The sequence below is a fragment of the Glaesserella parasuis genome, from assembly GCF_017352235.1.
Lineage (GTDB): Bacteria > Pseudomonadota > Gammaproteobacteria > Enterobacterales > Pasteurellaceae > Glaesserella > Glaesserella parasuis.
Genome location: NZ_CP071487.1, coordinates 1,514,557 through 1,532,984, shown reverse-complemented (window position 1 = coordinate 1,532,984; position 18,428 = coordinate 1,514,557). Strand labels below are relative to the sequence as shown.

At 41.9% G+C, this 18,428-nt stretch carries 29 protein-coding genes and 1 pseudogene; 14 read left to right on the top strand and 16 right to left on the bottom strand.

Annotated features, from left to right (window positions below; genetic code table 11):
• Positions 1–116: 116 nt before the first annotated feature.
• The 13 genes from J1G47_RS07770 to J1G47_RS07710 form a co-directional block, all read right to left on the bottom strand.
• Entirely contained in the window at positions 117–1,385 is a 1,269-nt protein-coding gene (locus J1G47_RS07770; RefSeq protein WP_207326554.1) for a phage minor head protein, read from the bottom strand.
• Positions 1,382–2,800, bottom strand: coding sequence for a DUF935 domain-containing protein (locus J1G47_RS07765; RefSeq protein ID WP_075592664.1), 1,419 nt, complete (start codon positions 2,798–2,800; stop codon positions 1,382–1,384). The genes J1G47_RS07770 and J1G47_RS07765 overlap by 4 nt, the downstream gene beginning before the upstream one ends.
• Positions 2,801–2,803: 3 nt before the next feature.
• Positions 2,804–4,114: a terminase large subunit domain-containing protein gene (locus J1G47_RS07760; RefSeq protein ID WP_075592663.1), complete on the bottom strand. Its 1,311-nt coding sequence runs from the start codon at positions 4,112–4,114 to the stop codon at positions 2,804–2,806.
• The gene (locus tag J1G47_RS07755; protein WP_016528495.1) at positions 4,101–4,673 is read right to left on the bottom strand and encodes a DUF3486 family protein; all 573 of its coding nucleotides are present in this window, start codon (positions 4,671–4,673) and stop codon (positions 4,101–4,103) included. Before J1G47_RS07755 ends, J1G47_RS07760 begins: the two co-directional genes overlap by 14 nt.
• 33 nt (positions 4,674–4,706) lie before the next feature.
• A complete protein-coding gene (locus J1G47_RS07750; RefSeq protein ID WP_075592662.1) occupies positions 4,707–4,997 on the bottom strand; it encodes a VpaChn25_0724 family phage protein in 291 nt (96 codons plus the stop codon).
• A gap of 3 nt (positions 4,998–5,000) precedes the next feature.
• Positions 5,001–5,330 (bottom strand): DUF2730 domain-containing protein, encoded by a 330-nt coding sequence (locus J1G47_RS07745; RefSeq protein WP_012621975.1) that lies wholly within the window; start codon positions 5,328–5,330, stop codon positions 5,001–5,003.
• Between the two features lie 24 nt (positions 5,331–5,354).
• On the bottom strand, positions 5,355–5,708 hold the full coding sequence (locus J1G47_RS12130; protein ID WP_075605776.1) for a DUF2681 domain-containing protein: 354 nt from the start codon (positions 5,706–5,708) through the stop codon (positions 5,355–5,357).
• Positions 5,705–5,938, bottom strand: a complete 234-nt coding sequence (locus tag J1G47_RS07735) for a DUF2644 domain-containing protein (protein WP_012621973.1) — start codon at positions 5,936–5,938, stop codon at positions 5,705–5,707. The genes J1G47_RS12130 and J1G47_RS07735 overlap by 4 nt, the downstream gene beginning before the upstream one ends.
• A 100-nt stretch (positions 5,939–6,038) precedes the next feature.
• Positions 6,039–6,560, bottom strand: coding sequence for a glycoside hydrolase family 108 protein (locus J1G47_RS07730; RefSeq protein ID WP_075605777.1), 522 nt, complete (start codon positions 6,558–6,560; stop codon positions 6,039–6,041).
• 94 nt (positions 6,561–6,654) lie between these two features.
• Positions 6,655–7,833, bottom strand: a complete 1,179-nt coding sequence (locus J1G47_RS07725) for a hypothetical protein (RefSeq protein WP_075592659.1) — start codon at positions 7,831–7,833, stop codon at positions 6,655–6,657.
• The gene (locus J1G47_RS07720) at positions 7,833–8,804 is read right to left on the bottom strand and encodes a nucleoid-associated protein (RefSeq protein ID WP_012621970.1); all 972 of its coding nucleotides are present in this window, start codon (positions 8,802–8,804) and stop codon (positions 7,833–7,835) included. The genes J1G47_RS07725 and J1G47_RS07720 overlap by 1 nt, the downstream gene beginning before the upstream one ends.
• A gap of 47 nt (positions 8,805–8,851) precedes the next feature.
• Positions 8,852–9,211 (bottom strand): helix-turn-helix domain-containing protein, encoded by a 360-nt coding sequence (locus J1G47_RS07715; RefSeq protein ID WP_112062840.1) that lies wholly within the window; start codon positions 9,209–9,211, stop codon positions 8,852–8,854.
• Between the two features lie 161 nt (positions 9,212–9,372).
• A complete protein-coding gene (locus J1G47_RS07710; RefSeq protein WP_012621968.1) occupies positions 9,373–9,672 on the bottom strand; it encodes a hypothetical protein in 300 nt (99 codons plus the stop codon).
• Positions 9,673–9,735: 63 nt separating this feature from the next.
• Here J1G47_RS07710 and J1G47_RS07705 point away from each other — a divergent pair, with 63 nt between their 5' ends.
• Positions 9,736–9,969, top strand: a complete 234-nt coding sequence (locus tag J1G47_RS07705; protein ID WP_075605781.1) for a DNA-binding protein — start codon at positions 9,736–9,738, stop codon at positions 9,967–9,969.
• A 224-nt stretch (positions 9,970–10,193) separates the two neighbouring features.
• Here J1G47_RS07705 and J1G47_RS07700 read toward each other — a convergent pair whose 3' ends face one another.
• Positions 10,194–10,511, bottom strand: a complete 318-nt coding sequence (locus tag J1G47_RS07700) for a hypothetical protein (protein ID WP_158661085.1) — start codon at positions 10,509–10,511, stop codon at positions 10,194–10,196.
• Positions 10,512–10,566: 55 nt separating this feature from the next.
• Between J1G47_RS07700 and J1G47_RS07695 the strand changes: the two genes are divergently transcribed.
• The 13 genes from J1G47_RS07695 (at position 10,567) to J1G47_RS07635 (ending at position 17,327) form a co-directional block, all read left to right on the top strand.
• Positions 10,567–10,710, top strand: coding sequence for a hypothetical protein (locus J1G47_RS07695; protein WP_012621965.1), 144 nt, complete (start codon positions 10,567–10,569; stop codon positions 10,708–10,710).
• Positions 10,707–11,009: a MarR family transcriptional regulator gene (locus tag J1G47_RS07690; protein ID WP_075592785.1), complete on the top strand. Its 303-nt coding sequence runs from the start codon at positions 10,707–10,709 to the stop codon at positions 11,007–11,009. Before J1G47_RS07695 ends, J1G47_RS07690 begins: the two co-directional genes overlap by 4 nt.
• Positions 11,010–11,019: 10 nt before the next feature.
• On the top strand, positions 11,020–11,940 hold the full coding sequence (locus J1G47_RS07685) for a hypothetical protein (protein ID WP_160405203.1): 921 nt from the start codon (positions 11,020–11,022) through the stop codon (positions 11,938–11,940).
• Between the two features lie 10 nt (positions 11,941–11,950).
• Positions 11,951–13,753, top strand: coding sequence for a DDE-type integrase/transposase/recombinase (locus tag J1G47_RS07680; RefSeq protein ID WP_041603137.1), 1,803 nt, complete (start codon positions 11,951–11,953; stop codon positions 13,751–13,753).
• A 24-nt stretch (positions 13,754–13,777) separates the two neighbouring features.
• Positions 13,778–14,950, top strand: coding sequence for an ExeA family protein (locus J1G47_RS07675; protein WP_041603136.1), 1,173 nt, complete (start codon positions 13,778–13,780; stop codon positions 14,948–14,950).
• Positions 14,943–15,161 (top strand): hypothetical protein, encoded by a 219-nt coding sequence (locus J1G47_RS07670; RefSeq protein ID WP_012621960.1) that lies wholly within the window; start codon positions 14,943–14,945, stop codon positions 15,159–15,161. The genes J1G47_RS07675 and J1G47_RS07670 overlap by 8 nt, the downstream gene beginning before the upstream one ends.
• Complete coding sequence (locus J1G47_RS07665) at positions 15,154–15,678, top strand: host-nuclease inhibitor Gam family protein (protein WP_012621959.1); 525 nt, start codon at positions 15,154–15,156, stop codon at positions 15,676–15,678. Before J1G47_RS07670 ends, J1G47_RS07665 begins: the two co-directional genes overlap by 8 nt.
• Positions 15,675–15,887: an ANR family transcriptional regulator gene (locus J1G47_RS07660; RefSeq protein WP_012621958.1), complete on the top strand. Its 213-nt coding sequence runs from the start codon at positions 15,675–15,677 to the stop codon at positions 15,885–15,887. Before J1G47_RS07665 ends, J1G47_RS07660 begins: the two co-directional genes overlap by 4 nt.
• Positions 15,884–16,045, top strand: a complete 162-nt coding sequence (locus J1G47_RS07655; RefSeq protein WP_173655629.1) for a hypothetical protein — start codon at positions 15,884–15,886, stop codon at positions 16,043–16,045. Before J1G47_RS07660 ends, J1G47_RS07655 begins: the two co-directional genes overlap by 4 nt.
• The gene (locus tag J1G47_RS07650; protein ID WP_157858959.1) at positions 16,042–16,218 is read left to right on the top strand and encodes a hypothetical protein; all 177 of its coding nucleotides are present in this window, start codon (positions 16,042–16,044) and stop codon (positions 16,216–16,218) included. The genes J1G47_RS07655 and J1G47_RS07650 overlap by 4 nt, the downstream gene beginning before the upstream one ends.
• Positions 16,208–16,606, top strand: coding sequence for a regulatory protein GemA (locus tag J1G47_RS07645; protein ID WP_149350545.1), 399 nt, complete (start codon positions 16,208–16,210; stop codon positions 16,604–16,606). Before J1G47_RS07650 ends, J1G47_RS07645 begins: the two co-directional genes overlap by 11 nt.
• Before the next feature lies 1 nt (position 16,607).
• A complete protein-coding gene (locus tag J1G47_RS07640; RefSeq protein ID WP_010787222.1) occupies positions 16,608–16,976 on the top strand; it encodes a Mor transcription activator family protein in 369 nt (122 codons plus the stop codon).
• A gap of 138 nt (positions 16,977–17,114) precedes the next feature.
• Entirely contained in the window at positions 17,115–17,327 is a 213-nt protein-coding gene (locus J1G47_RS07635; protein ID WP_234885592.1) for a methyltransferase family protein, read from the top strand.
• Between the two features lie 28 nt (positions 17,328–17,355).
• Here the strand turns inward: J1G47_RS07635 and J1G47_RS07630 are convergent.
• Together J1G47_RS07630 and mutM are read right to left on the bottom strand one after the other, a co-directional pair.
• A pseudogene (locus J1G47_RS07630) lies at positions 17,356–17,481 on the bottom strand (IS1595 family transposase); the annotation flags it as partial.
• 119 nt (positions 17,482–17,600) lie between these two features.
• Entirely contained in the window at positions 17,601–18,425 is an 825-nt protein-coding gene (gene mutM, locus J1G47_RS07625; RefSeq protein WP_075604743.1) for a bifunctional DNA-formamidopyrimidine glycosylase/DNA-(apurinic or apyrimidinic site) lyase, read from the bottom strand.
• Between the last annotated feature and the right edge of the window lie 3 nt (positions 18,426–18,428).

The following is an 18,428-nucleotide window of genomic DNA, read 5'->3' as shown; positions in this document are numbered from 1 at the left end:
ATTGATTAAAAAATAGTTTAGGCGTATAGTTTGGTTATCCGCAGGGGGTTTCCTACTGGAAAGGTTACGCTAGGCAACTACCGTATGATCCTGTTCGAATCAGGCAAACCTGCGGATTATTCTAAATTGCCCCATAAGACTTCATAGCCTTTCAAACTTTCCCATTGACGAGCATTGCTAATTTTTGTGCCAGTTGTCACCATATTCAGTGCAATCCGTTCCTTTTTCTTCGTAACACTGTTTTTCACCTGTACTTTATAGTCCATTGAAATGATTATTTTGGCTCCATCTTCGTCATACACAAATAACAGTGCATTAAGTTTTTGAGAGCTATCTAATAAAATCGCTTTCGGACTACGCAATTTTTCAGGCAACTGTTGCCAAAACTCAAGCGGTAGGTTTATCCCTTTACCTTGCTTCACATCACGCAATGCGTGCAGAATATCGTCATCACGCACTGCAATCACGGCGGTCTGTGGAGCAAGCTCCATCGTTTCTAGTTTTTTCACTACATCACGGGGAATAACGCCAACATATTTCATCTGCCCACGAGCCATTTTATCTGCGACAACCGTATCCACCATCTCTTTCATTGAACGGTTTAATAAGGCTAACGCTGGGGCATAATTCAAGACATTACTCACCGCAGAACTGGCAAACTGCGGTGGAGCCTCAACCATTTTCTGCATTAAAATTTCATCTACCTTATGCACAGGCACAAGGCGTTTTGGGTGTTCAAAACTTGGATCGACACCTTTCGGCACTCGCACAATTCTCGGACTGCCTGAACGCTGTCCGATAACCTTTTCTTCCCACTCAATTTCAGGGGCTTGTTGCACGGTTTTATTTTGATATTTGAGATCGACATCATCTAAAGCTCGCACAGTACAATGGCAACCGTATGCACGGGTTGGATAATGATAGTCCCACCACGGATCATCTGCTCGTAATACTAAGCCGTCCCACGCAACGTGTTGCGGTCTTGGGTGAGCTGAGTCATTATGCTCATATTCCCAATAAGGCATTACATCAGCAAGTTCACGCTGTTGCATATAACGCCCGTGGTTATAGCTGGCGTAAAGATTGGTATCATAAATAATACGGCTACGCCAATTTCGCCCACCGTTATATTCCCAGCTATGTTTGTCGGCAATGGCATCGAATACCTTACGAAACTCTTCTAATGTGCCACCACGATCAATCACATCATCTATCGCACGGCGAAAGTCACCGACGATTTCTTGTGTATGAGCTCCAGCAACCACAAAAGCATAGTCGTGGGCTTCGCCGTAAATATCAAGGTAGGTTGCAGTTGGGATATTTACTTTCTTACGGAAGTATTCAATTTGCTCACTAAATGGCAAGGGTTGTGCAACAATGCTCATCGCTTGGCTTCCTGTTTCACTTCATAGCGACCACGCAATGTCGCCGTGGTTAGCCCTTCGGCAAACAGTTGTGCATATTCACTAAAATCTAACTGGGGCAAAATATCATCTAAAATTTGTTGAGCTTCTTCTAGGCTCTCGGCGGTATCAAGTCTTGCTCTAACTTGAGCAATATTAGCGTTTAATGAATGCTGAGAAAGTTCACCCATTTGGCTGACAATCCGATCCATTTCTGTTTCGTGATGGTGATGTTCTGCAAAATTTACCGTCGAACTCACCGCTTGTAGCTCAATATCACCATCTTCAAAGCCATATTCACGCATAAAGTATTGCTTCGTAAACCGCACACCCATTCGGTGTAGCTTCTCATCACGCTCAACTTGCTCGGTATTTATGCTTTCTTGCTCAAAAAACTCAAATGTAGGCAACTGCTCGACATTGAAGTTATAGTGACAAATCCATTGCAACAAGGTGTTGAAAGTGGCTTCAAGCATTGCCTTGTCATCGTTACGAATATCTTCAATCACTTCAAGCCCTGCGGTAGCCGATGCACGATTACTTTCTTGCTCTGTCGTTTGGTTTTGCCCCAATAACGCAATATTGATTTCACCTTTACAGAACGCTAAGAACTTCTCGTAACTGTCGCTAGAAGCCCCTTTACCTGCGGACTCCACAATTTCCACACTGGCATCATCAGGGATAACTGCAATGGCTGTTCCTATCATTGCTTCTAGGCTATCAGCCAAACGATCTTTTTCAGGCTCTGATGTCGTGCGAGGGTGTTTACCGATAAGCCACGGCGAGCCGTATTTTTCGGTAAACTCTAACCAATATTTAAAACCGCCTTTCTTAAAGGTTGCCGCCCAAAAGCACAGCGATAAATCGCCTAAGCCGTATGGGTTGTCTTGGGTCGCTTCTTGCGTAGTTAAAAGGAATTTATGCTCAGGCAGTAACTCCCCATCAATCCAATGCTCCTTGGTACGAAAGCGAAGCTGATTGTCTTCATCAAACACAAACCATTCGGGCTTTTTACCGATAATTTCAGCTGGCACAATCAAACCATCACGCTCCGCCCAAATCACTTCAGAAACTTGATAACCAAACAGCGAAGCGTTTAGCATTTCGGTGATGATGTTATTTAATGGCAAGCGGTTAAATACTTGATAAAGTTGCTCATCAACTTTTTCATTATTCGTGGTCGTAATTCGCCACTCTAAGCCTTTAATTGCCGCCTTTCTGCGACGGACACCTGAACGAACTTGCCCATCCGATAGTAACTCACGATAAACAGCAATGTCTTTCCCCATTTTTTTGAGAATAGGATCAGGGTTCGGCAGATGATACCCCGTTGCCCAATGGTCAAAACTTCTTGCACGAGTGGCAATTTCGCTGATTAAATCTTTTTTATTTTTCATATCCTAATAACCTTCAGAAAGTTGCTGGCTACGACGTGGTTTGCGTGCTAGTGGTGCAACAGGTTGCTTCACATCAGATGCCGCATACAACGCTAAGAAACAAGCCCAAGTTCTATCTGCGTGACCTTGACTATCTCGTTCTGCAACAAAGCGTGGCTGACCATTTGCTCCAGTCACCTTTTTGAGCTTATGCAAATCTTCTCGTAATACTTTATCTCCCTGCGGAATGCGTAGTCGTTTATCTTCAAATACTTCTTTTCCAAGGGTAGCAAGCATCATTTTATTCGTTTGGGTGAAAATAACCCCTTCAACTCGGTATTCACCGAAACGGCGTTTAGCATCTTCTACGGGTTTCTCCCCTAAGCCTGTTTGGTCAATACAACAACGCAATACACGGTATTCTGCAAATACTCGGTCAAGCTCAGCATCTTGTGTTGCAAAACTCGCTCGTTTTAAAGCGGTGATTTCTCTTGTCCAGAATACATCACCTACTAGTTCAATAACCCAAATAATAAATAGGTCATTTCGCACCCCAATATCAACGCCGACAAAACACGGGTTACCTGTATAGTGGAACGGTATTCCTGCGTGTGAATGCTCAACACCATCAATCAAATCATAAGAAAGCCAACTACTTGCTTCATCTAACCATTTCAACTCAAACTCTTGAGCCCACGCATCTTCATCATTTAAGCCCACTCTTAACTGTTCTACATTACGTGGTAAGCCATCTGCAACAGCCTGATAAATATCAACCGAGTGGCGTGACCATTCACTATTATTTAAGTCAGTCATCAATTCGTAGAACTTGTTACCTTTACCATTTGGGGTAGATACAACTCGCAATTTCCAACCAGCAGAAATTACAGGGAATAGGGCTTTCCAAATTTCACGGCTATCTTGGTGGAATGCAAACTCATCTAAGAACACATTTGCTGAGAAACCACGAGCCGTGTCAGGATTGGCTGGTAATGCAGTGATTTTTGAACCGTTAGGGAAGATCACTTCTAAGGCATTAATCGTAGTGTCTTCTTTAAAAGGCACTTCTAATACTTCGCAAACAATCCCCATTGCTTCAAGATGGCGTTTTACCCCTTCATTCATTGCTTCTTTCGCTTGGCGTTCTCCACGAGAAAGGATCACCCAGCGAGTACGTTCGCCGTTGGCTTCTGCTTCTAAGCAATCCAGTACAATTTCAAGGGTAGTGGTAAATGTTTTACCTGTTTGACGAGCAAACATTGCTACTTTGAAACGGCTTTTATCGTTTAACCATCGCTTTTGATAGTCATAGAGAACGGTGTTATTCAATGCCATAAACTGCTTTTACCATTTTTGTCACATCTTCAAGGGATAGTCCTGCCTGTGTACCACTTTCTTCTACGGCTTTAGCTGCTTGTTCAATCACTTCCTTGCGGATTTTACGTTCACGCTCATAGCTCAAACTTTCCGCCTGTTCCAAACGTTGTAATGCTGACGATAACAATGCTAAATCTTTCGGCTCAATACCACCTTCTTGTTCACCCAATCTAATGGACGTTTCAAAGGCAATATTCTTCACCATTTCCATCACGATTTTCCCAATGTCAGACTGCGGAGCTTCACCAAATTGTTTCGTCCAAATTTCTGCCACTTCTCGTGCATTACGGATTTTACTTGCCATTTTTTCCATACGGTTGGCATAGCGATTTAGCCCTGTTTTACTTAAACAATAGCTTTCATCAAGCCCACAATCACGAATCAGATCGTTAATTTCTTCTAGAATTTGCGTTTGTGAATATTGCTTGTCACGCAACATCATTGCCAGTTGGCTTTTGATGTTCGGCGGTAATAAATCAACTTTACTCGCACGCCCACGGGTCGTTTTCTCATTCATTTAAACGCTCCTTAAATATCCTTTAAAAACCGTTTAAACCTTAGGTCTTGGGCGTTTTACCCCTTCAACCGTCACTCGACCTTGAGCGACATCTAACCCACGTTGTGTAATGCTGGCAACCATATAGCCATCTTTTAAACGCTCAAGCTGAATAAGCCCTTGTTCTTCTAACCAAACAAGGTGATTACGCACAAGATCACGGCTAATATCGTGACCATATAAATCAAGGCAATCACTTAAAATAGACTCATTGGCATCATAGCCAGCCTCGGCAAGAGAACGTAAAATGACTAAGCGTTGATCTTTAATTAAAATTGTCTGCATACATCATTCCTTTAATACTTTAGCTTCAAGTAATAAGCCGACTTGGTGATTTATTGAAGTCATTTTTGCATTAGCCGTTTGCGTTTCCCCTCGCACTTCCGTCATTAGAATTTCCAACCTTGCAACATCTTGAGCGGTGGGTAAGTTATCCACTTTTGTTTCAAGCTGAGTTAGACGACGGTCATAGTGTTCAACATTTTCAGCAAGGGTATTCACATCGGATTTTTTGGCATACTTACTATCCATTTTTAGCCAAAATCCAGCCCCCACTAAACCAATCACAGTAGAAATCAAGGCGAAATGTTGGCGTAAGAAATCCAAAATCTCTGTCATTTAGACTGCTCCTTACAGACTTCTTCATAGGTCAGATTGTGTGCTAGTACTTGGCGTTTCGTTTCCGTCGTGTCCTGACGGCTTGGGTAAATCAGCCCGAATGCTGTGCAACCTGTCGTCGTCACGGAAGTAGTTGTGTGCGTGCAACTGCTCATCAACGGTATCAGGGCTAACACGCTGAACATTTTCACGATGCGTTTGTTGAATTTTTGCATTTTGTACCTCTGCATTTTTTTGCTGAATTTCGACCGCTTGTTGTTGGTTTTCTGCTTGTAGCTTCCGATTACGTTCTGCCAAGCGTTCTGCTTTGAGCCAAAGCCAAAACAAAACACAGGCAGCAAGAAATAACACTACGGTCACAATTTTTACTGTCATCATTCAAATTCTCCTTGTCGCTTGCTACTCAAGGCATTCGCAAACCCTTTCGTTGCCACTTGACCACCACAGAACACTGCAAAGGTCATAAATAATTCAGGCACATAACTGCGATCTAAATAGACACAATAAGCCAAAATCGCTGACATCAATAACGCCCCGAAAAACTGGATAAATCCTGTGGTCGAAAGGCGACCGTCCGAATTAGTAAAGAGTTCTGCAAATTTAGCCATTACCAATACCACCCACGTTCTAATAAAATCACTTCAGCGGTAGTGTAACGACCGCCATTTTTTGCACGACTGCGTTTAGCGTTGTTGCTGAGTTTTTTCATTATTTATCCCCTACATCATCAGCGATATGACGCAGATTGCCTGCCATACGGCGAATCCAGCCCTTGCCGAAGTGTTGGAAACCACTGAGCTTGGTATAGAACTCAAGGCGTTCTGCATTGAAAAGGGTAACGACTTCTACGGTGGAACGCTTACGCATTGCCGCAAGGGTAATCTCACCAATAATGCCATCATCAACGACACCCACAGCACGTTGTAGCATACGACTGGCATTACCCGAGCCGTGATTGACACAGGCATCAAAAAACTGAAAGGCAAGCTCAGGGGGAAATTCATTGCAACGATAGCGTTGCCAAAAGGCTTTTAAATAGATTTGTTTGGCATCATCACGAGTCATTGTAAACATTGACCCTGTATAGCCATTTGCACGAGCCGTATGAATGGTGATACCGAATTTGGTTTCACCGCCTGCATCTCGTGGGTCATTTACATAGCCACCTTCGTGTTGAATAACACGATCAAAGGCTTTGTTAAAATCAGAAAGGGTTGCGGTTTGGGACATAAAAAAACTCCTATTAACTTTTTATAAATTGGTTTAAAAGTTAATAGGAGTTTAGATGTGGTAGGGAGATTTCTATTTTAAACTGATTTAGAAATCAGCCACAAATGACTTCTATAATGTGGAGATAAAGACAAAATTTTGTGAGTCCGTAGAAAAAACAACCCCAAACAACAATTGATAATAACCTATAAAGCCTTCTTTGCTTTCTGATTAATTCATCAATTTTTGCTTTATCTTTTTGCCAATCTGGTTTTAGTTCTTCTGGCACTTTGTCTTTTTGTTCAAATTGCTTGACATCATCACTTAGATTATCTAGAACTTGTTTTTGATAAGTTAAGCCCAGATAACACATCGCACAATAAAAACAGAGTGCAACATACACTAACCAGTTATCTCCTGATCTTAGCGTAGTTGGAATAGCAGTTAAAAGCGGCAGACCCAAAAATTGGGGTAGAAGTTTACTGATACTATCATTTACCCTAGAGATAAATTTTTCGCTATTTTCTGTAAGTTTCTTCACAAACTTTTCATAGCTAAAATTTTCCATATAAAGAGCATAATCCTTTCGAACGCCTTCATTAATGCGTTCTATTTTTTGTAACACATCAAGAATAGTTGCTCCTTGTGGAAAGGCATTTGCAAAGGCTAAGGCCAAAATAGATTTTTTCTCATCAATATGTGAGCTTGTTTTTTCATCATGTAGCCAGTTTCCAAAATCAAGAATGAATTGCAGTTGTTGGCTACTTAATTCCTGTAATATGGTGCAGAACGGTAATGTCTGTTTTGATACATCAAAAGATAACTCAAAGGTTTTCTTACTGAAGAAGATCAGCTTTTTATTCACGCTATCAGAATAAGAAGCCATAGAAATCAGTTGATGTAAAAAGGTTTTAATTCCCACATAATTCAGAAGATATTGTGGCTTTCCTACATCATCAAAAACGATTTTTTCAGATTTAATAAAATAAGGCTTATCACTTACTTGGGGATTATGCAGATGAGCCATATCCCCTTTGACAAATCCTTCAAAATTATCATACAAACGCCCTAATGACATTTTTGGAGGATTAATGATTAATTGAATAGGCTGGTTAGTCGTTAATTCAGTTGTATTGACTTGAATACCCGATTCATCGAAATACTCGTCAGATGAAAGCAATTTGAGTAATTCAATATCTTCTGGTGAATTAGTGCAAAACACCGCCTCATCCGAGTTTTCAATAAACTCAGTTTGACGGTAAATTTTAACTAAATCAGCAAAAGTGATTGCCATTATTCAAATGCTCCAAATAGACTTTCTGGTGGATTATTGATGATGATTTTACCACTATTCAGCTCAATATCGCCACTTAAAACCGCAGTGCGATCAAAACTTAATCGCCAATGTCTTGTTTTGCCTGTAAATGTTGAAAGTTTTTTAATGGAACGTTTATCTGGAATAAAACCATCAGCTACCCCATTTTCAGCATCGGCGAGTTTATCTTTTAATTCTTGTGGATTTTCAGACCACACGCGGTTGGCAAATGTTTCAGCAGAGAATGGCTCTTCATTATTGCTTATTTCGTGTAAATGCTCTTGTGCTCTTTCAAAGAACTCTGTTTTCTGCTCAACATCTAATTCTTGTTCATTGGCAAATTCTTCTAAACGTTCAACTAATTTTTTTGTTTCTTGCTGAGCAATAAGCACATCATTACAACCAAGGAAAAGTTTGAAGTATTGTGCAATGTCGCCTTGTCCTTTGAGAAAACTAATATAGCGTTGTTCGCCTGCCTGCCAAGCCGTTAGGTTAATTCGTCCAGCGAATTTTAAATGTTCTAACGCCAATACTTCTTCTTCCACTAATTGCCAATCAGTTGTAGAAAACGCCATTTTTTCTGACAAAATCGCAATGAGTAAGTAGTCATTTTGGTTTTCTGCAAAATGCACAATAAAAACTTTACCGCCTGTGGCAAGGGGCTGTTCTTGAATTTTAGTTGAAAGCGTGTTCATCATTCTTTCGGTGGCGGCATAAAAGTCTTGATTTACCAAATACTCTCGTACAATACGGGGCATTGGGTAGCTATCTTCATCAGAATCAAATTGCCCAAAGCCTTTACCTGCTCGACTAGCATAAGATTCTGTGAGTTTTGTTAGAAAGTTTACGTGTGTTTCTGTTGTAGGGATTTCATTTGGACTAGGAATGATTTGTGGCATTCCTTGAACTTCTTTATTTAAAATGTGATAAATAATATGTTTAATGTCCATTTTTATTCCTTATGTTATTGGTTTATTTCTTCACATCTTCCGTCGCACTACGCTACTTTACGATTCGTAAGTGCCGCCGTCGCCGCCAAAGCACTTGCGGCTTCTTCGATGGCGGCTTTACCCTGCTCGTTGCTTTCTCGGTAGTCTTCAAGTAGGGTTTGTTCTTTTTGGGTGAGCGTGCTTTCAGGTGTGCCACCAATAAACATCTCGCCCTGTCCTGTTAAGAGCCAGTTTAAATTTATTCCCAAATGAATAGAAAATTTGATTAAAATTTCAACATTTGGTTCTCGAACTCCTCTCAAATAATTCTGTAACGTGCTGTAAGAGATCCCTGTAATCTCTGAAACCTCCACTATTTTCAATAACTTAGCTTCAAAACTAGCTCTTAATCTGTCTTTTAGTTTCATTTGAATATATTCCTTGATTAAATGTTCCCAAATGAATATAATTTACCACATCAACAACAAACGAACCATAAACAAACAGAAAGAGGAGCTATTTATGTTTAGTCGGTTATTGATTTATTTTTTGAAAAAACCTGCCGTGCAAGAAACGTTGGTAGATATTGTTATGGGTTACCGTAGAGCTCGTCCCACGCCTTTAATTGACGAGAGAAACGAGCAACCACCTGCCCGTATGTCATCGGCTTTGTCAGATGAAATACATCGAGATGCGTCGGCTCATTCAGGTACATCGAAGCCTGTTTGCACAGGTAGTCCTTCATATCCAGTCTGGCGTCGTTATTCTCGATGCCGTCAATAAGGCAACAAAGCAGATATTCGTAGAGATTATTTTCCACTTGGAGCGTTTCGACTTTGGCTTCGAGCATTGCTAAACGAGCTTCAAATGATTGATTAGCGGCATTCATTATTTACCCCATATTTCATTTTAATGTTTGCCATATTTTACCACAACCACACAAGGAGAAGAAATGAACAATAAAGATTTTCAACCCTTGCCTTATCCGCAAACGCCTGAAACGGCGCGTGCTTATTTTAATTTACACGGCATTAACCGTAGCGAATGGGCAAGATACTTTGGCATTGACCAGCAGGCGATTTCCGACCATTTGCGAGGGCGACTGAAAGGCTCTTGGGGGAAATCGCACGAAGTGGCGGTGTTGTTAGGGTTAAAGCCTAACCCTGAACAGAAAGCGGCGGCTTAATCACGCATTTGCCCTTTAACAATTTGGTAGATCCTAAAGCGAGCTTGGCACGAGAGTGCCTAGGGCGGTTGCCCTAGGTTACGCATAAGTCAGCCCCGTTGGGGCTGGGAATGAGGTTTAAAAAAATAAGCGGAATTTGACCGCTTGTAAGGAGTAGAAAATGAATGAGCAAGATTTAATTGCATTATTAAAAAAGCCACTGGTTAGAGCGGCTTTGAGAGACATTATTTGGGGTACTCGTTCGGCGAATACACCGACCAAAAAAAGTAGCCTTCAAATTCACGAAGCACTTGTAGAAAAGCTTCGCCACGATAGTCATCTTTTTCAAGATGTGTTGGATGATTGGCGTGAAAATCCGTCAAGCTTTTCACCGCTTCATAAATATTCCTACGCTTATCATCGGGCAGCATTGTGCTTATATGCTCAATTAAATGAACACAAGCTTGGTGGCGACCATTAAGTCTTTCGATGTGTTGTTCAAGTTGGGCGATTTGAGCTTCTAAATCAGCGAGCCGTTTAATTGGCAATTTAATTACAGTCATAGGGTGCGTCCTTTTTAGGTGAGAGTTTAAAGGATAGCACAAGGGAGAGAAAACAATGAAAAGAATGTTAGAAAAACTCTGTCTTTGGTATTTGAAAAAATACTGGAACAGCAAGGCTTATAAAGCCGAACAGGCAAAACAACAAGCCAAACAAACAGAAAAACAACCGCACTTTTTAACAGTAGGAGGGGTGAAATGAGCCGAGAAAAACCGAATACCACGCAGCGTGCATTGCGGATTTTGAAAGTACTGAAAGGTCGTGTGCTAACAGGAATGACGAACAAAGAATTGAGTAAAGCCATTAATGATACCCCGACAAATGTTACTCGTGCATTGACATTGCTTGAAGATGAAGGTTTTGTGCAACGTTTAGATACGGGGGCTTATGCCTTGAGCGTGCAATGTTTACAAATTGCCGTTACCTACCACCGAGAGTTACAAAAACAGCGTGAACATATTGATTTAATTGACCAACGTGTACAAGCAGGCAGTTGGTAAGGAGAAATAGATGAGTAATGAACATATTTTTAGTGAACAAGCTGTGGCAGAAATGCAAAAGGTACAAAATTCGACCGCACTTGCGGCAAAAGCGATGACGCAGGATTTGGCAGAAGCCTATGAAGTTATGGGAACGCTAAAAGCCTTTAATTTTGTGCAAAAACTTCTGACGGTCGGAAGTTTGAAAAAGCTGCAAGAAATCAAAGAAAGCAAGAAATACAAAGGCGTGAGCGTGGTTACAGATGACGGAAACCTTCTGACGGTCGGAAATTTTGCAGATTTTTGTAAAGCCTGCGGATTAAGCGATAAAAAAGTTTATGAAGATTTGCAAAATCTAAATGCTTTCGGTGATGAGTTTATGGAAACCAGCCAACGCCTTGGATTAGGCTACCGTGAAATGCGTAAACTTCGCCAGTTGCCGGAAGATGCCCGAGCAGAAATTATTGATGCGGATTATTCGGAAGCCACCGATAAGGAAGAGTTGATTGAGAAAATCGAAGACTTAACCGCCAAACACGCCAAAGAAAAAGCGGAGCTAGAGGCGAAGCTAAAACGTAAATCAGACGATTATGATGCTCAGGCAAAAGTACTTGCCAATAAGAATGCCCAGATTGATCGCTTAGACACCGAGCTTGCCAAGAAAACCAAAGCGATTGAAACCCAAACCCCTGACCAGCGTGGTGGGCAGTTGCGAGAAGAAACGACACAGATTAGCTATAAAGCCGAAGCCATTTTGCGTGGGCAAGTATGGCAAGCCTTTGAAGCCTTAGCAAAACATAGCGAAGAAACCAGCATTGACCACCGTCAATTTATGAGCGGTGTGTTGGCGGAATATCAGTTGATATTGAGTGAGCTTCAGCAACATTTCCAGCTCGATGATAGCCCAAGCGGTTCAGATTTGCCTGAATGGGCAAGAGATGATACGGAGTAAGGACAATGCAATGGCAATACTACCGAGCGTTCTCGCCCAATATGCCGAGCGTGTGGAGAAAGCAGGCTTTGGCGAGAAGGAGAAAATTATTGAAGAAGGTTGCAACAAAACGGGGTTAAGCCGAGCGACTTTCTTAAGGCAAATTAAACCTTACCGCCCTGCGAGTGGTCGCAAAGTGCGGTCGGATAAGGGGAAGCACCAAATGGATAAAGCAGAACTTGAAGTGATTAGTGCCACTTGGTTACAGCTTCGGCGTAAAAACGGCAAAACAATGGCAACGCTGGAACGCGTGTTAGATATTTTACGAGCTAACCATAAAGTAAAAGCGGAGTTCTTGGATAGTCAAACAGGGGAAATTCGCCCTTATTCCGCCACCAGTGTGGAGCGTGCATTACGCAACGCCAATATGCATCCCGACCAGTTATTACGCCCTACACCTGTGGTGCAGTTGCAAAGCCGTCACCCGAACCACGTTTGGCAAATCGACCCGTCTTTATGTGTGCTGTATTACTTAAAGGAAACAGGCAAAGGCAATGGGCTGTGTATTATGGAACAAGAACAGTTCTATAAGAATAAACCTGCCAATGTGGCTAAAGTCGAACCGCAACGGGTTTGGCGATATGTGATTACTGACCACGCAAGCGGTGTGATTTATGTGGAATATGTCTATGGTGGCGAAACGGCGGAAAACATTAGTGAAACCTTTATTAACGCCATTCAGAAAAAAGACAGTCCTGCAGAGCCGTTTTTTGGTGTGCCGAAGATCTTAATGTTTGACCGAGGCAGTGCTAACACTTCACAGATGTTCACCCATCTATTGCACCAGCTTGATGTGAAGGTGGAAATTCCTAAAGCCCACAACGCCCGAGCAAAAGGACAAGTGGAGAAAGGCAACGACATCGTGGAACGGCAATTTGAGAGTGGTTTACGCTTTATGAATGTCAGTGGACTGGCGGAGCTTAACCAACTGGCTCACCGTTGGATGCGATATTTTAACGGCAAAGCCATTCATTCACGCCATAAACGGACACGCTATCAGATGTGGCAGTTTATCCGCCCTGAACAGTTAGTGATACCGCCAAGCCGTGAGATTTGCCAAGAGTTGATGATTACCGCTCTGGCTGAACGTGTAGTCAGCGATAAGTTGGAAATCAGCTTTGAAAATCGCCGTTACGATGTGCGAGATGTACCTGATGCCAGAGTGGGTGAGAAAGTGCTGGTAGGTAAAAATCCTTACCGCCCTGAATGTGTGCAGGTGCAGTGCTTTGAGCAGGTATTTAATGCCGAAGGTAAGGCGGAAATGAAACCTTACTGGGTGGTGCTTGAGCCTGTGGAAGTCAATGAGCTGGGCTTCCGTGTCGATGCGGCAGTGATTGGCGAGGAGTACAAAGCTCACCGTAAAACCGAGTTTGAAACCAACAAGGAAAAAGCGGAGCAACTTGCCTACGGGGTGGACAACGAAGAGGATTTGAAACGGGCGAAAAAGGCAAATAAACCGTTATTTAATGGCGAAATTGACCCTTATCAGCATATCAAAGAAACGGAGTTGAACTGGTTTATCCCGAAAAAAGGACAAGAACACGAGCTGACGACCAATGCTCGCCGAGTTGAGCAGAAGCCTGTTTGTCTTGTGGAGTGTGCTAAAGCACTAAAAGGTAAGTTCCCTGAATGGAGTGGTAAACATTATAAACATTTGGCGAAGCACTTCCCTGATGGTGTTCCTGTGGAGCTGTTAGAGCTGTGGTTACAAGGTGTGGAATTACCTGAGATTTTAAACCCTGAAACCAAAGTGTTACAGCTTAAAGTGGCTTAATTTTGATGAACGGAGATTGAAGATGTGTTGAAACTAAAACAGATGTTGATTGATAAAGGTGTGAGCTTTCGGCAATTTGCTCAATCAGTAAAGATTTCTCCCACTGCCTTTTCATTACTGATTAATCAACATCAAAAACCCAAAAATTGGGAGAAAGTAGAAGAGAATTTAATAGCTGCTTTGCAAGAATTTGGCATAAACCAACCGCTTGCAACGCTATTAGAAAAGGAAGCGACAGGGGAAAGTTTGGCGACCGAGCCTGCCGCTTCCGTCCCTAAAACCAAACAAGAAATTAAGGACGACATTATGTTACTCGCAAAACAGGCTCTATTTCCAGCCACGAAGAAACATTTTGGGCTATTTCGTGATCCATTTGCAGAAGATATACGCAGTGCGGAAGATGTTTTTACTTCCGCTGATGTGCGTTATGTACGAGAAGCCCTATTCCAAACTGCTAAACACGGTGGTTTTATGGCGGTGGTCGGCGAAAGCGGTGCCGGTAAATCTACGCTACGCCGTGATTTGCTTGACCGAATTAACCAAGAAAACGCTCCGATTATTGCGATTGAGCCGTATATCATCGCAATGGAAGACAATGATCTTAAAGGTAAAACCTTGAAGGCTTCCCATATTGCCGAGGCAATTATTACCACCCTTGCACCGCTGGAAAGCGTGAAACGTTCACCTGAAGCACGCTTTCGCCAGTTGCATCGAGTGCTAAAAGAAAGTAGTCGGAGCGGTTACAGTCACGTTCTGATTATTGAAGAAGCCCACAGTTTACCTGTACCCACGTTGAAACATTTAAAACGCTTTTTTGAGTTGGAAGACGGTTTCAAAAAACTGCTTTCTATTGTGTTGGTCGGTCAGCCTGAACTGAAGCTGAAACTGTCCGAACGCAATACCGAAGTGCGTGAGGTGGTGCAACGTTGCGAGATTGTTGAGCTTGCACCACTTGATGCGGAATTGGAACGCTTTGTGGAGCATAAATTAGAACGTGTGGGCAAAAAGGTGAGCGATATTTTTGAAGAAGATGCATTCTTAGCGGTTCGACAACGCTTAACCAGTACTAACCGCAACAAAACCACGACCAGTTTGCTCTATCCGTTAGCGGTAGGGAATTTGCTGACAGCGGCGATGAATTTGGCGGAGAGTTTGGGTATTCCAAAAGTAAACGGACGGGTGGTGATGAATGTGTAAATTGGCAAAATATTTATGTTTTTTACCTAGTTGTTTGCTGTTGGTAGGCTGTGATTTACCCGATAACGGCTTAGAGCACAATTATTATTACAGTGAAATCTGCGTGGATGGAGTGATTTATTTACGCTCGCCGAACGGCAATTTAACCCCGAAGATCAATGCAGATTTTTATCCTTATCAATGCCCCAAAGAGGAACAGAACAATGGCTAAACGAGTAACAAGAGTAAAAAGTGATGTGCAAGAAATTGCATTACAAACCGCTGATGATGTGGCATTGGCGATTAAACGTATCGGTGATTTAGAACGTGAGCAGGTGCGACTTTCCACCCTGCAAGCGGACGAGAAAGCCGCCGTTGATGAGAAATATACGGCACAAATTCACGCTTTAAAAGAGCAGGTAAAACCATTGCAACAGGCAGTGCAGGCTTATTGTGAAAGTCGCCGTGATGAATTAACCAATGGTGGTAAACAGAAAACGGCTTACTTTACCACAGGCGAGGTGCAGTGGCGTGCGAAACCGCCTGCGGTGGTGGCAAAAGGTATTGATAACATTTTGGAAAGCCTCAAAAATCTTGGGCTGTTCCGCTTTATCCGCACCAAAGAAGAACTCAACAAAGAAGCGATGCTTGCCGAGCCTGATGTAGCACGTTCGATTTCGGGTGTGACTATTCGGGAAGGCGTGGAAGAGTTTGTCATTAAGCCGAATGATGAGGAGGTGCGGAAATGACTCCAGCAAGACAGCAAGAGTTACGTTCGCTCTATCAGGAAAAAGCGGAGGCGGCTGCCAAAATTGAGCAGCTTGGCAATTATGCTCAAGCGGCAAATTTATGGAATTTGGCAGGCAAATACGCTTTAACAGATAAGCAGAAAGAATGGTGTCACAACCGTGCGGATTATTGTAAGAATTGGCAAGGCAAACGGGAGCGAAGAAAATGATGGAACTCGCTGATTTACTTAAACTGCAAATTCACGAGGCGATTGTTCAGCTACAACAAGCAGAAAAAGCCTTACATAAACAGGAAATGACCCACGCTTCTATTTATGTTGAGAATGCGAAGGGGATTTTGGTGAAGTTAGGGGGTAAAATTCGATGAGTAAATTTACTTGTGAATGGTTTCCTGCTCCCAAACATTTGTTAGAAGCAATGCCACCCAGAAGGATGAAAGCATTACCTGAACCACAAATCAGCGATGAACAAATGGCAAAAAATTCAGCAAGATTGAGTGAACTACTCAAGCAATTAAGAGGAGGACGTTATGCGAAATAAGCTGTTGCAGTTAGTGCATATTGGTAAAAATCAGTTGGGAATGGACGATGAAACTTATCGAAGCCTACTTTCTCAACAATTCTACCAAAATTCTGCAAAAAATATAAGCTATTCAGAGCTTGTAAAACTTGTGAAAATACTGCAAGAAAAAGGGGCTAAGATTCGGTTGCCTAAAGCTGAAAAACTGTCGCCTATTCAGCGAAAACTGTGGGCGGTATGGAAGCAAATGGCAAAGGAAAATGTCGTAGCTGAAGGAAGTTCTCGTGCATTAGATATCTTCGCACAACGCTATTTTCCAACAGTTAAACATTGGAAAGATCTTTCCGCCACTGATACAGCTTCTTTGTTAGAAACCTTAAAACAATGGAAAAAACGAGTAGGTAATTAGTATGAGTATCGCCAAATTTGACAATGAAGATTTTCACACGAAAGCCCCTGACCTATTGGCAGATTTGGCGAAACATACTGTGGTTGCCGCGAAAGAATTTGGCATTTGTGAAGAGCTTGCGGAGAATATAGGAATGATTGTAGCAATGAAAATTGGGCAGTCTTGGGGCGGTTTGAATGTTTATATGCCAAAAGCATTGGAATTGTTCGCTTGTGAACGAGAAAAACAAATCTATAATGAATTTACTGGTAATAACCATTCTTTTCTCGCCAAGAAATACGGGCTTTCTCTTCAATGGATCTACAAGATTGTGAAGCGAGTCCAAAAAGAAGAAGTTGCTAAACGCCAGTTAGATATGTTCAAAGAGTGATTTCCCTTCCCCTTAAAATGAAAAACTCAGTCAAAATCGGCTGAGTTTTTTATTTCTCTATGTGTAATGCCTTTTCATTTTTTATTTCACATTATTCCGTTTAATTCAATTTTTTCCCTAATTTATCTTACTTATTTAATGATGGTTATGTTGGATTGGTTTAATTTAGGGTTGGCAAGTCTATTATCCGCTTGGGCATTTTGGCTAGGCAATGCGTTCGCATTGCTTGTCGTGTGGGGATTTATTGCTTATATAACCCGTTTTCAAATCGAGCCGGAAGAACGGATTTTAGAACAGAAATTTGGAGAGAGTTATCGCCAATATAAACAAAATGTTGCTCGTTGGTTGTAATAAATAAAGGGGCTGTATTAGATTAGCCCTAAATTCCACACCATTTTCTCAACGTTTTAAGTTGCTCTTTTGGTGTTCCAAAGTTAAATCGAAATTCACATTCTTTAAAGAATAAAGGGAAACTTTTTCGATCAATCCCATTATATTTTCGGAGGAATAGTAGACAAAATGGTTGCTATGCCATATAAAAAGCAGTGTTATGTAGCAAGTGCTATATAACACCGATTAAACGCATAGTTTGTAAAACATTAACACATTTGTCTACTATGTCATTTACTTCGGTAATCTCTGACACTTTGGACAATAGAAACTATTTCGTTGCCCGATTACCTTAGCTTCAATAATAGAGCCACAATCGTTACATTCCTCGCCTTTGCGACCATAGACTTGTAATACTTGGGCGAAATATCCAGGTTTTCCATCGGGTTGAATAAAGTCTTTCAAAGTCGTTCCTCCTTGGATAATCGCTTTTGTCAAAACCTCTTTAATCACAGTGACTAATCTCTCACACTGTTTCGCGGTTAGATTTTGTGTGGCTAATTCGGGGTGGATTCCAGCCATAAAAAGTGATTCGCAAGCATAGATGTTGCCCACGCCAACGACGATAGCGTTATTCATAATGAAGTTTTTCACAGCAACCGTTTTATTGCGACTTTTTTCAAATAAATAACCGCTTGTAAAGGCTTCTGAAAGAGGCTCTGGTCCTAAATTTGCTAATAACTCTGCTGTTTCAGCTTGCTCTGCCCAAAGCCAGGTTCCAAATTTCCGTGGGTCGTTATAACGTAAGATTACGCCGTTTTCTGTGATGAGATCGATATGATCGTGCTTATCTATCGCCTTATTCTCTTTGACCGATAAAATACCCAACGATCCCGACATTCCTAAATGAACTAAAATATCGCCCTTATCTGTCTGAATAATTAAATACTTAGCTCGGCGGTAAATCTTAATTATCGTCGCCCCTTGCATAGTTGAAAGCTCTGAACTCACAGCCCAACGTAATTTCGGCTGACGAACAATAATCTCTTTGATCTTCTGCCCTACAAGGTAAGGCGAGATGCCTCTCATACTTGTTTCGACTTCGGGTAATTCTGGCATTGT

What these genes read in the sequence shown, in the direction of transcription:
- J1G47_RS07770 (WP_207326554.1), bottom strand. Translation starts at nt 1,385, where the DNA reads ATGAGCATTGTTGCACAACCCTTGCCATTTAGTGAGCAAATTGAATAC.
- J1G47_RS07765 (WP_075592664.1), bottom strand. Translation starts at nt 2,800, where the DNA reads ATGAAAAATAAAAAAGATTTAATCAGCGAAATTGCCACTCGTGCAAGA.
- J1G47_RS07760 (WP_075592663.1), bottom strand. Translation starts at nt 4,114, where the DNA reads ATGGCATTGAATAACACCGTTCTCTATGACTATCAAAAGCGATGGTTA.
- J1G47_RS07755 (WP_016528495.1), bottom strand. Translation starts at nt 4,673, where the DNA reads ATGAATGAGAAAACGACCCGTGGGCGTGCGAGTAAAGTTGATTTATTA.
- J1G47_RS07750 (WP_075592662.1), bottom strand. Translation starts at nt 4,997, where the DNA reads ATGCAGACAATTTTAATTAAAGATCAACGCTTAGTCATTTTACGTTCT.
- J1G47_RS07745 (WP_012621975.1), bottom strand. Translation starts at nt 5,330, where the DNA reads ATGACAGAGATTTTGGATTTCTTACGCCAACATTTCGCCTTGATTTCT.
- J1G47_RS12130 (WP_075605776.1), bottom strand. Translation starts at nt 5,708, where the DNA reads ATGATGACAGTAAAAATTGTGACCGTAGTGTTATTTCTTGCTGCCTGT.
- J1G47_RS07735 (WP_012621973.1), bottom strand. Translation starts at nt 5,938, where the DNA reads ATGGCTAAATTTGCAGAACTCTTTACTAATTCGGACGGTCGCCTTTCG.
- J1G47_RS07730 (WP_075605777.1), bottom strand. Translation starts at nt 6,560, where the DNA reads ATGTCCCAAACCGCAACCCTTTCTGATTTTAACAAAGCCTTTGATCGT.
- J1G47_RS07725 (WP_075592659.1), bottom strand. Translation starts at nt 7,833, where the DNA reads ATGGCAATCACTTTTGCTGATTTAGTTAAAATTTACCGTCAAACTGAG.
- J1G47_RS07720 (WP_012621970.1), bottom strand. Translation starts at nt 8,804, where the DNA reads ATGGACATTAAACATATTATTTATCACATTTTAAATAAAGAAGTTCAA.
- J1G47_RS07715 (WP_112062840.1), bottom strand. Translation starts at nt 9,211, where the DNA reads ATGAAACTAAAAGACAGATTAAGAGCTAGTTTTGAAGCTAAGTTATTG.
- J1G47_RS07710 (WP_012621968.1), bottom strand. Translation starts at nt 9,672, where the DNA reads ATGAATGCCGCTAATCAATCATTTGAAGCTCGTTTAGCAATGCTCGAA.
- J1G47_RS07705 (WP_075605781.1), top strand. Translation starts at nt 9,736, where the DNA reads ATGAACAATAAAGATTTTCAACCCTTGCCTTATCCGCAAACGCCTGAA.
- J1G47_RS07700 (WP_158661085.1), bottom strand. Translation starts at nt 10,511, where the DNA reads ATGACTGTAATTAAATTGCCAATTAAACGGCTCGCTGATTTAGAAGCT.
- J1G47_RS07695 (WP_012621965.1), top strand. Translation starts at nt 10,567, where the DNA reads ATGAAAAGAATGTTAGAAAAACTCTGTCTTTGGTATTTGAAAAAATAC.
- J1G47_RS07690 (WP_075592785.1), top strand. Translation starts at nt 10,707, where the DNA reads ATGAGCCGAGAAAAACCGAATACCACGCAGCGTGCATTGCGGATTTTG.
- J1G47_RS07685 (WP_160405203.1), top strand. Translation starts at nt 11,020, where the DNA reads ATGAGTAATGAACATATTTTTAGTGAACAAGCTGTGGCAGAAATGCAA.
- J1G47_RS07680 (WP_041603137.1), top strand. Translation starts at nt 11,951, where the DNA reads ATGGCAATACTACCGAGCGTTCTCGCCCAATATGCCGAGCGTGTGGAG.
- J1G47_RS07670 (WP_012621960.1), top strand. Translation starts at nt 14,943, where the DNA reads ATGTGTAAATTGGCAAAATATTTATGTTTTTTACCTAGTTGTTTGCTG.
- J1G47_RS07665 (WP_012621959.1), top strand. Translation starts at nt 15,154, where the DNA reads ATGGCTAAACGAGTAACAAGAGTAAAAAGTGATGTGCAAGAAATTGCA.
- J1G47_RS07660 (WP_012621958.1), top strand. Translation starts at nt 15,675, where the DNA reads ATGACTCCAGCAAGACAGCAAGAGTTACGTTCGCTCTATCAGGAAAAA.
- J1G47_RS07655 (WP_173655629.1), top strand. Translation starts at nt 15,884, where the DNA reads ATGATGGAACTCGCTGATTTACTTAAACTGCAAATTCACGAGGCGATT.
- J1G47_RS07650 (WP_157858959.1), top strand. Translation starts at nt 16,042, where the DNA reads ATGAGTAAATTTACTTGTGAATGGTTTCCTGCTCCCAAACATTTGTTA.
- J1G47_RS07645 (WP_149350545.1), top strand. Translation starts at nt 16,208, where the DNA reads ATGCGAAATAAGCTGTTGCAGTTAGTGCATATTGGTAAAAATCAGTTG.
- J1G47_RS07640 (WP_010787222.1), top strand. Translation starts at nt 16,608, where the DNA reads ATGAGTATCGCCAAATTTGACAATGAAGATTTTCACACGAAAGCCCCT.
- J1G47_RS07635 (WP_234885592.1), top strand. Translation starts at nt 17,115, where the DNA reads ATGATGGTTATGTTGGATTGGTTTAATTTAGGGTTGGCAAGTCTATTA.
- mutM (WP_075604743.1), bottom strand. Translation starts at nt 18,425, where the DNA reads ATGCCAGAATTACCCGAAGTCGAAACAAGTATGAGAGGCATCTCGCCT.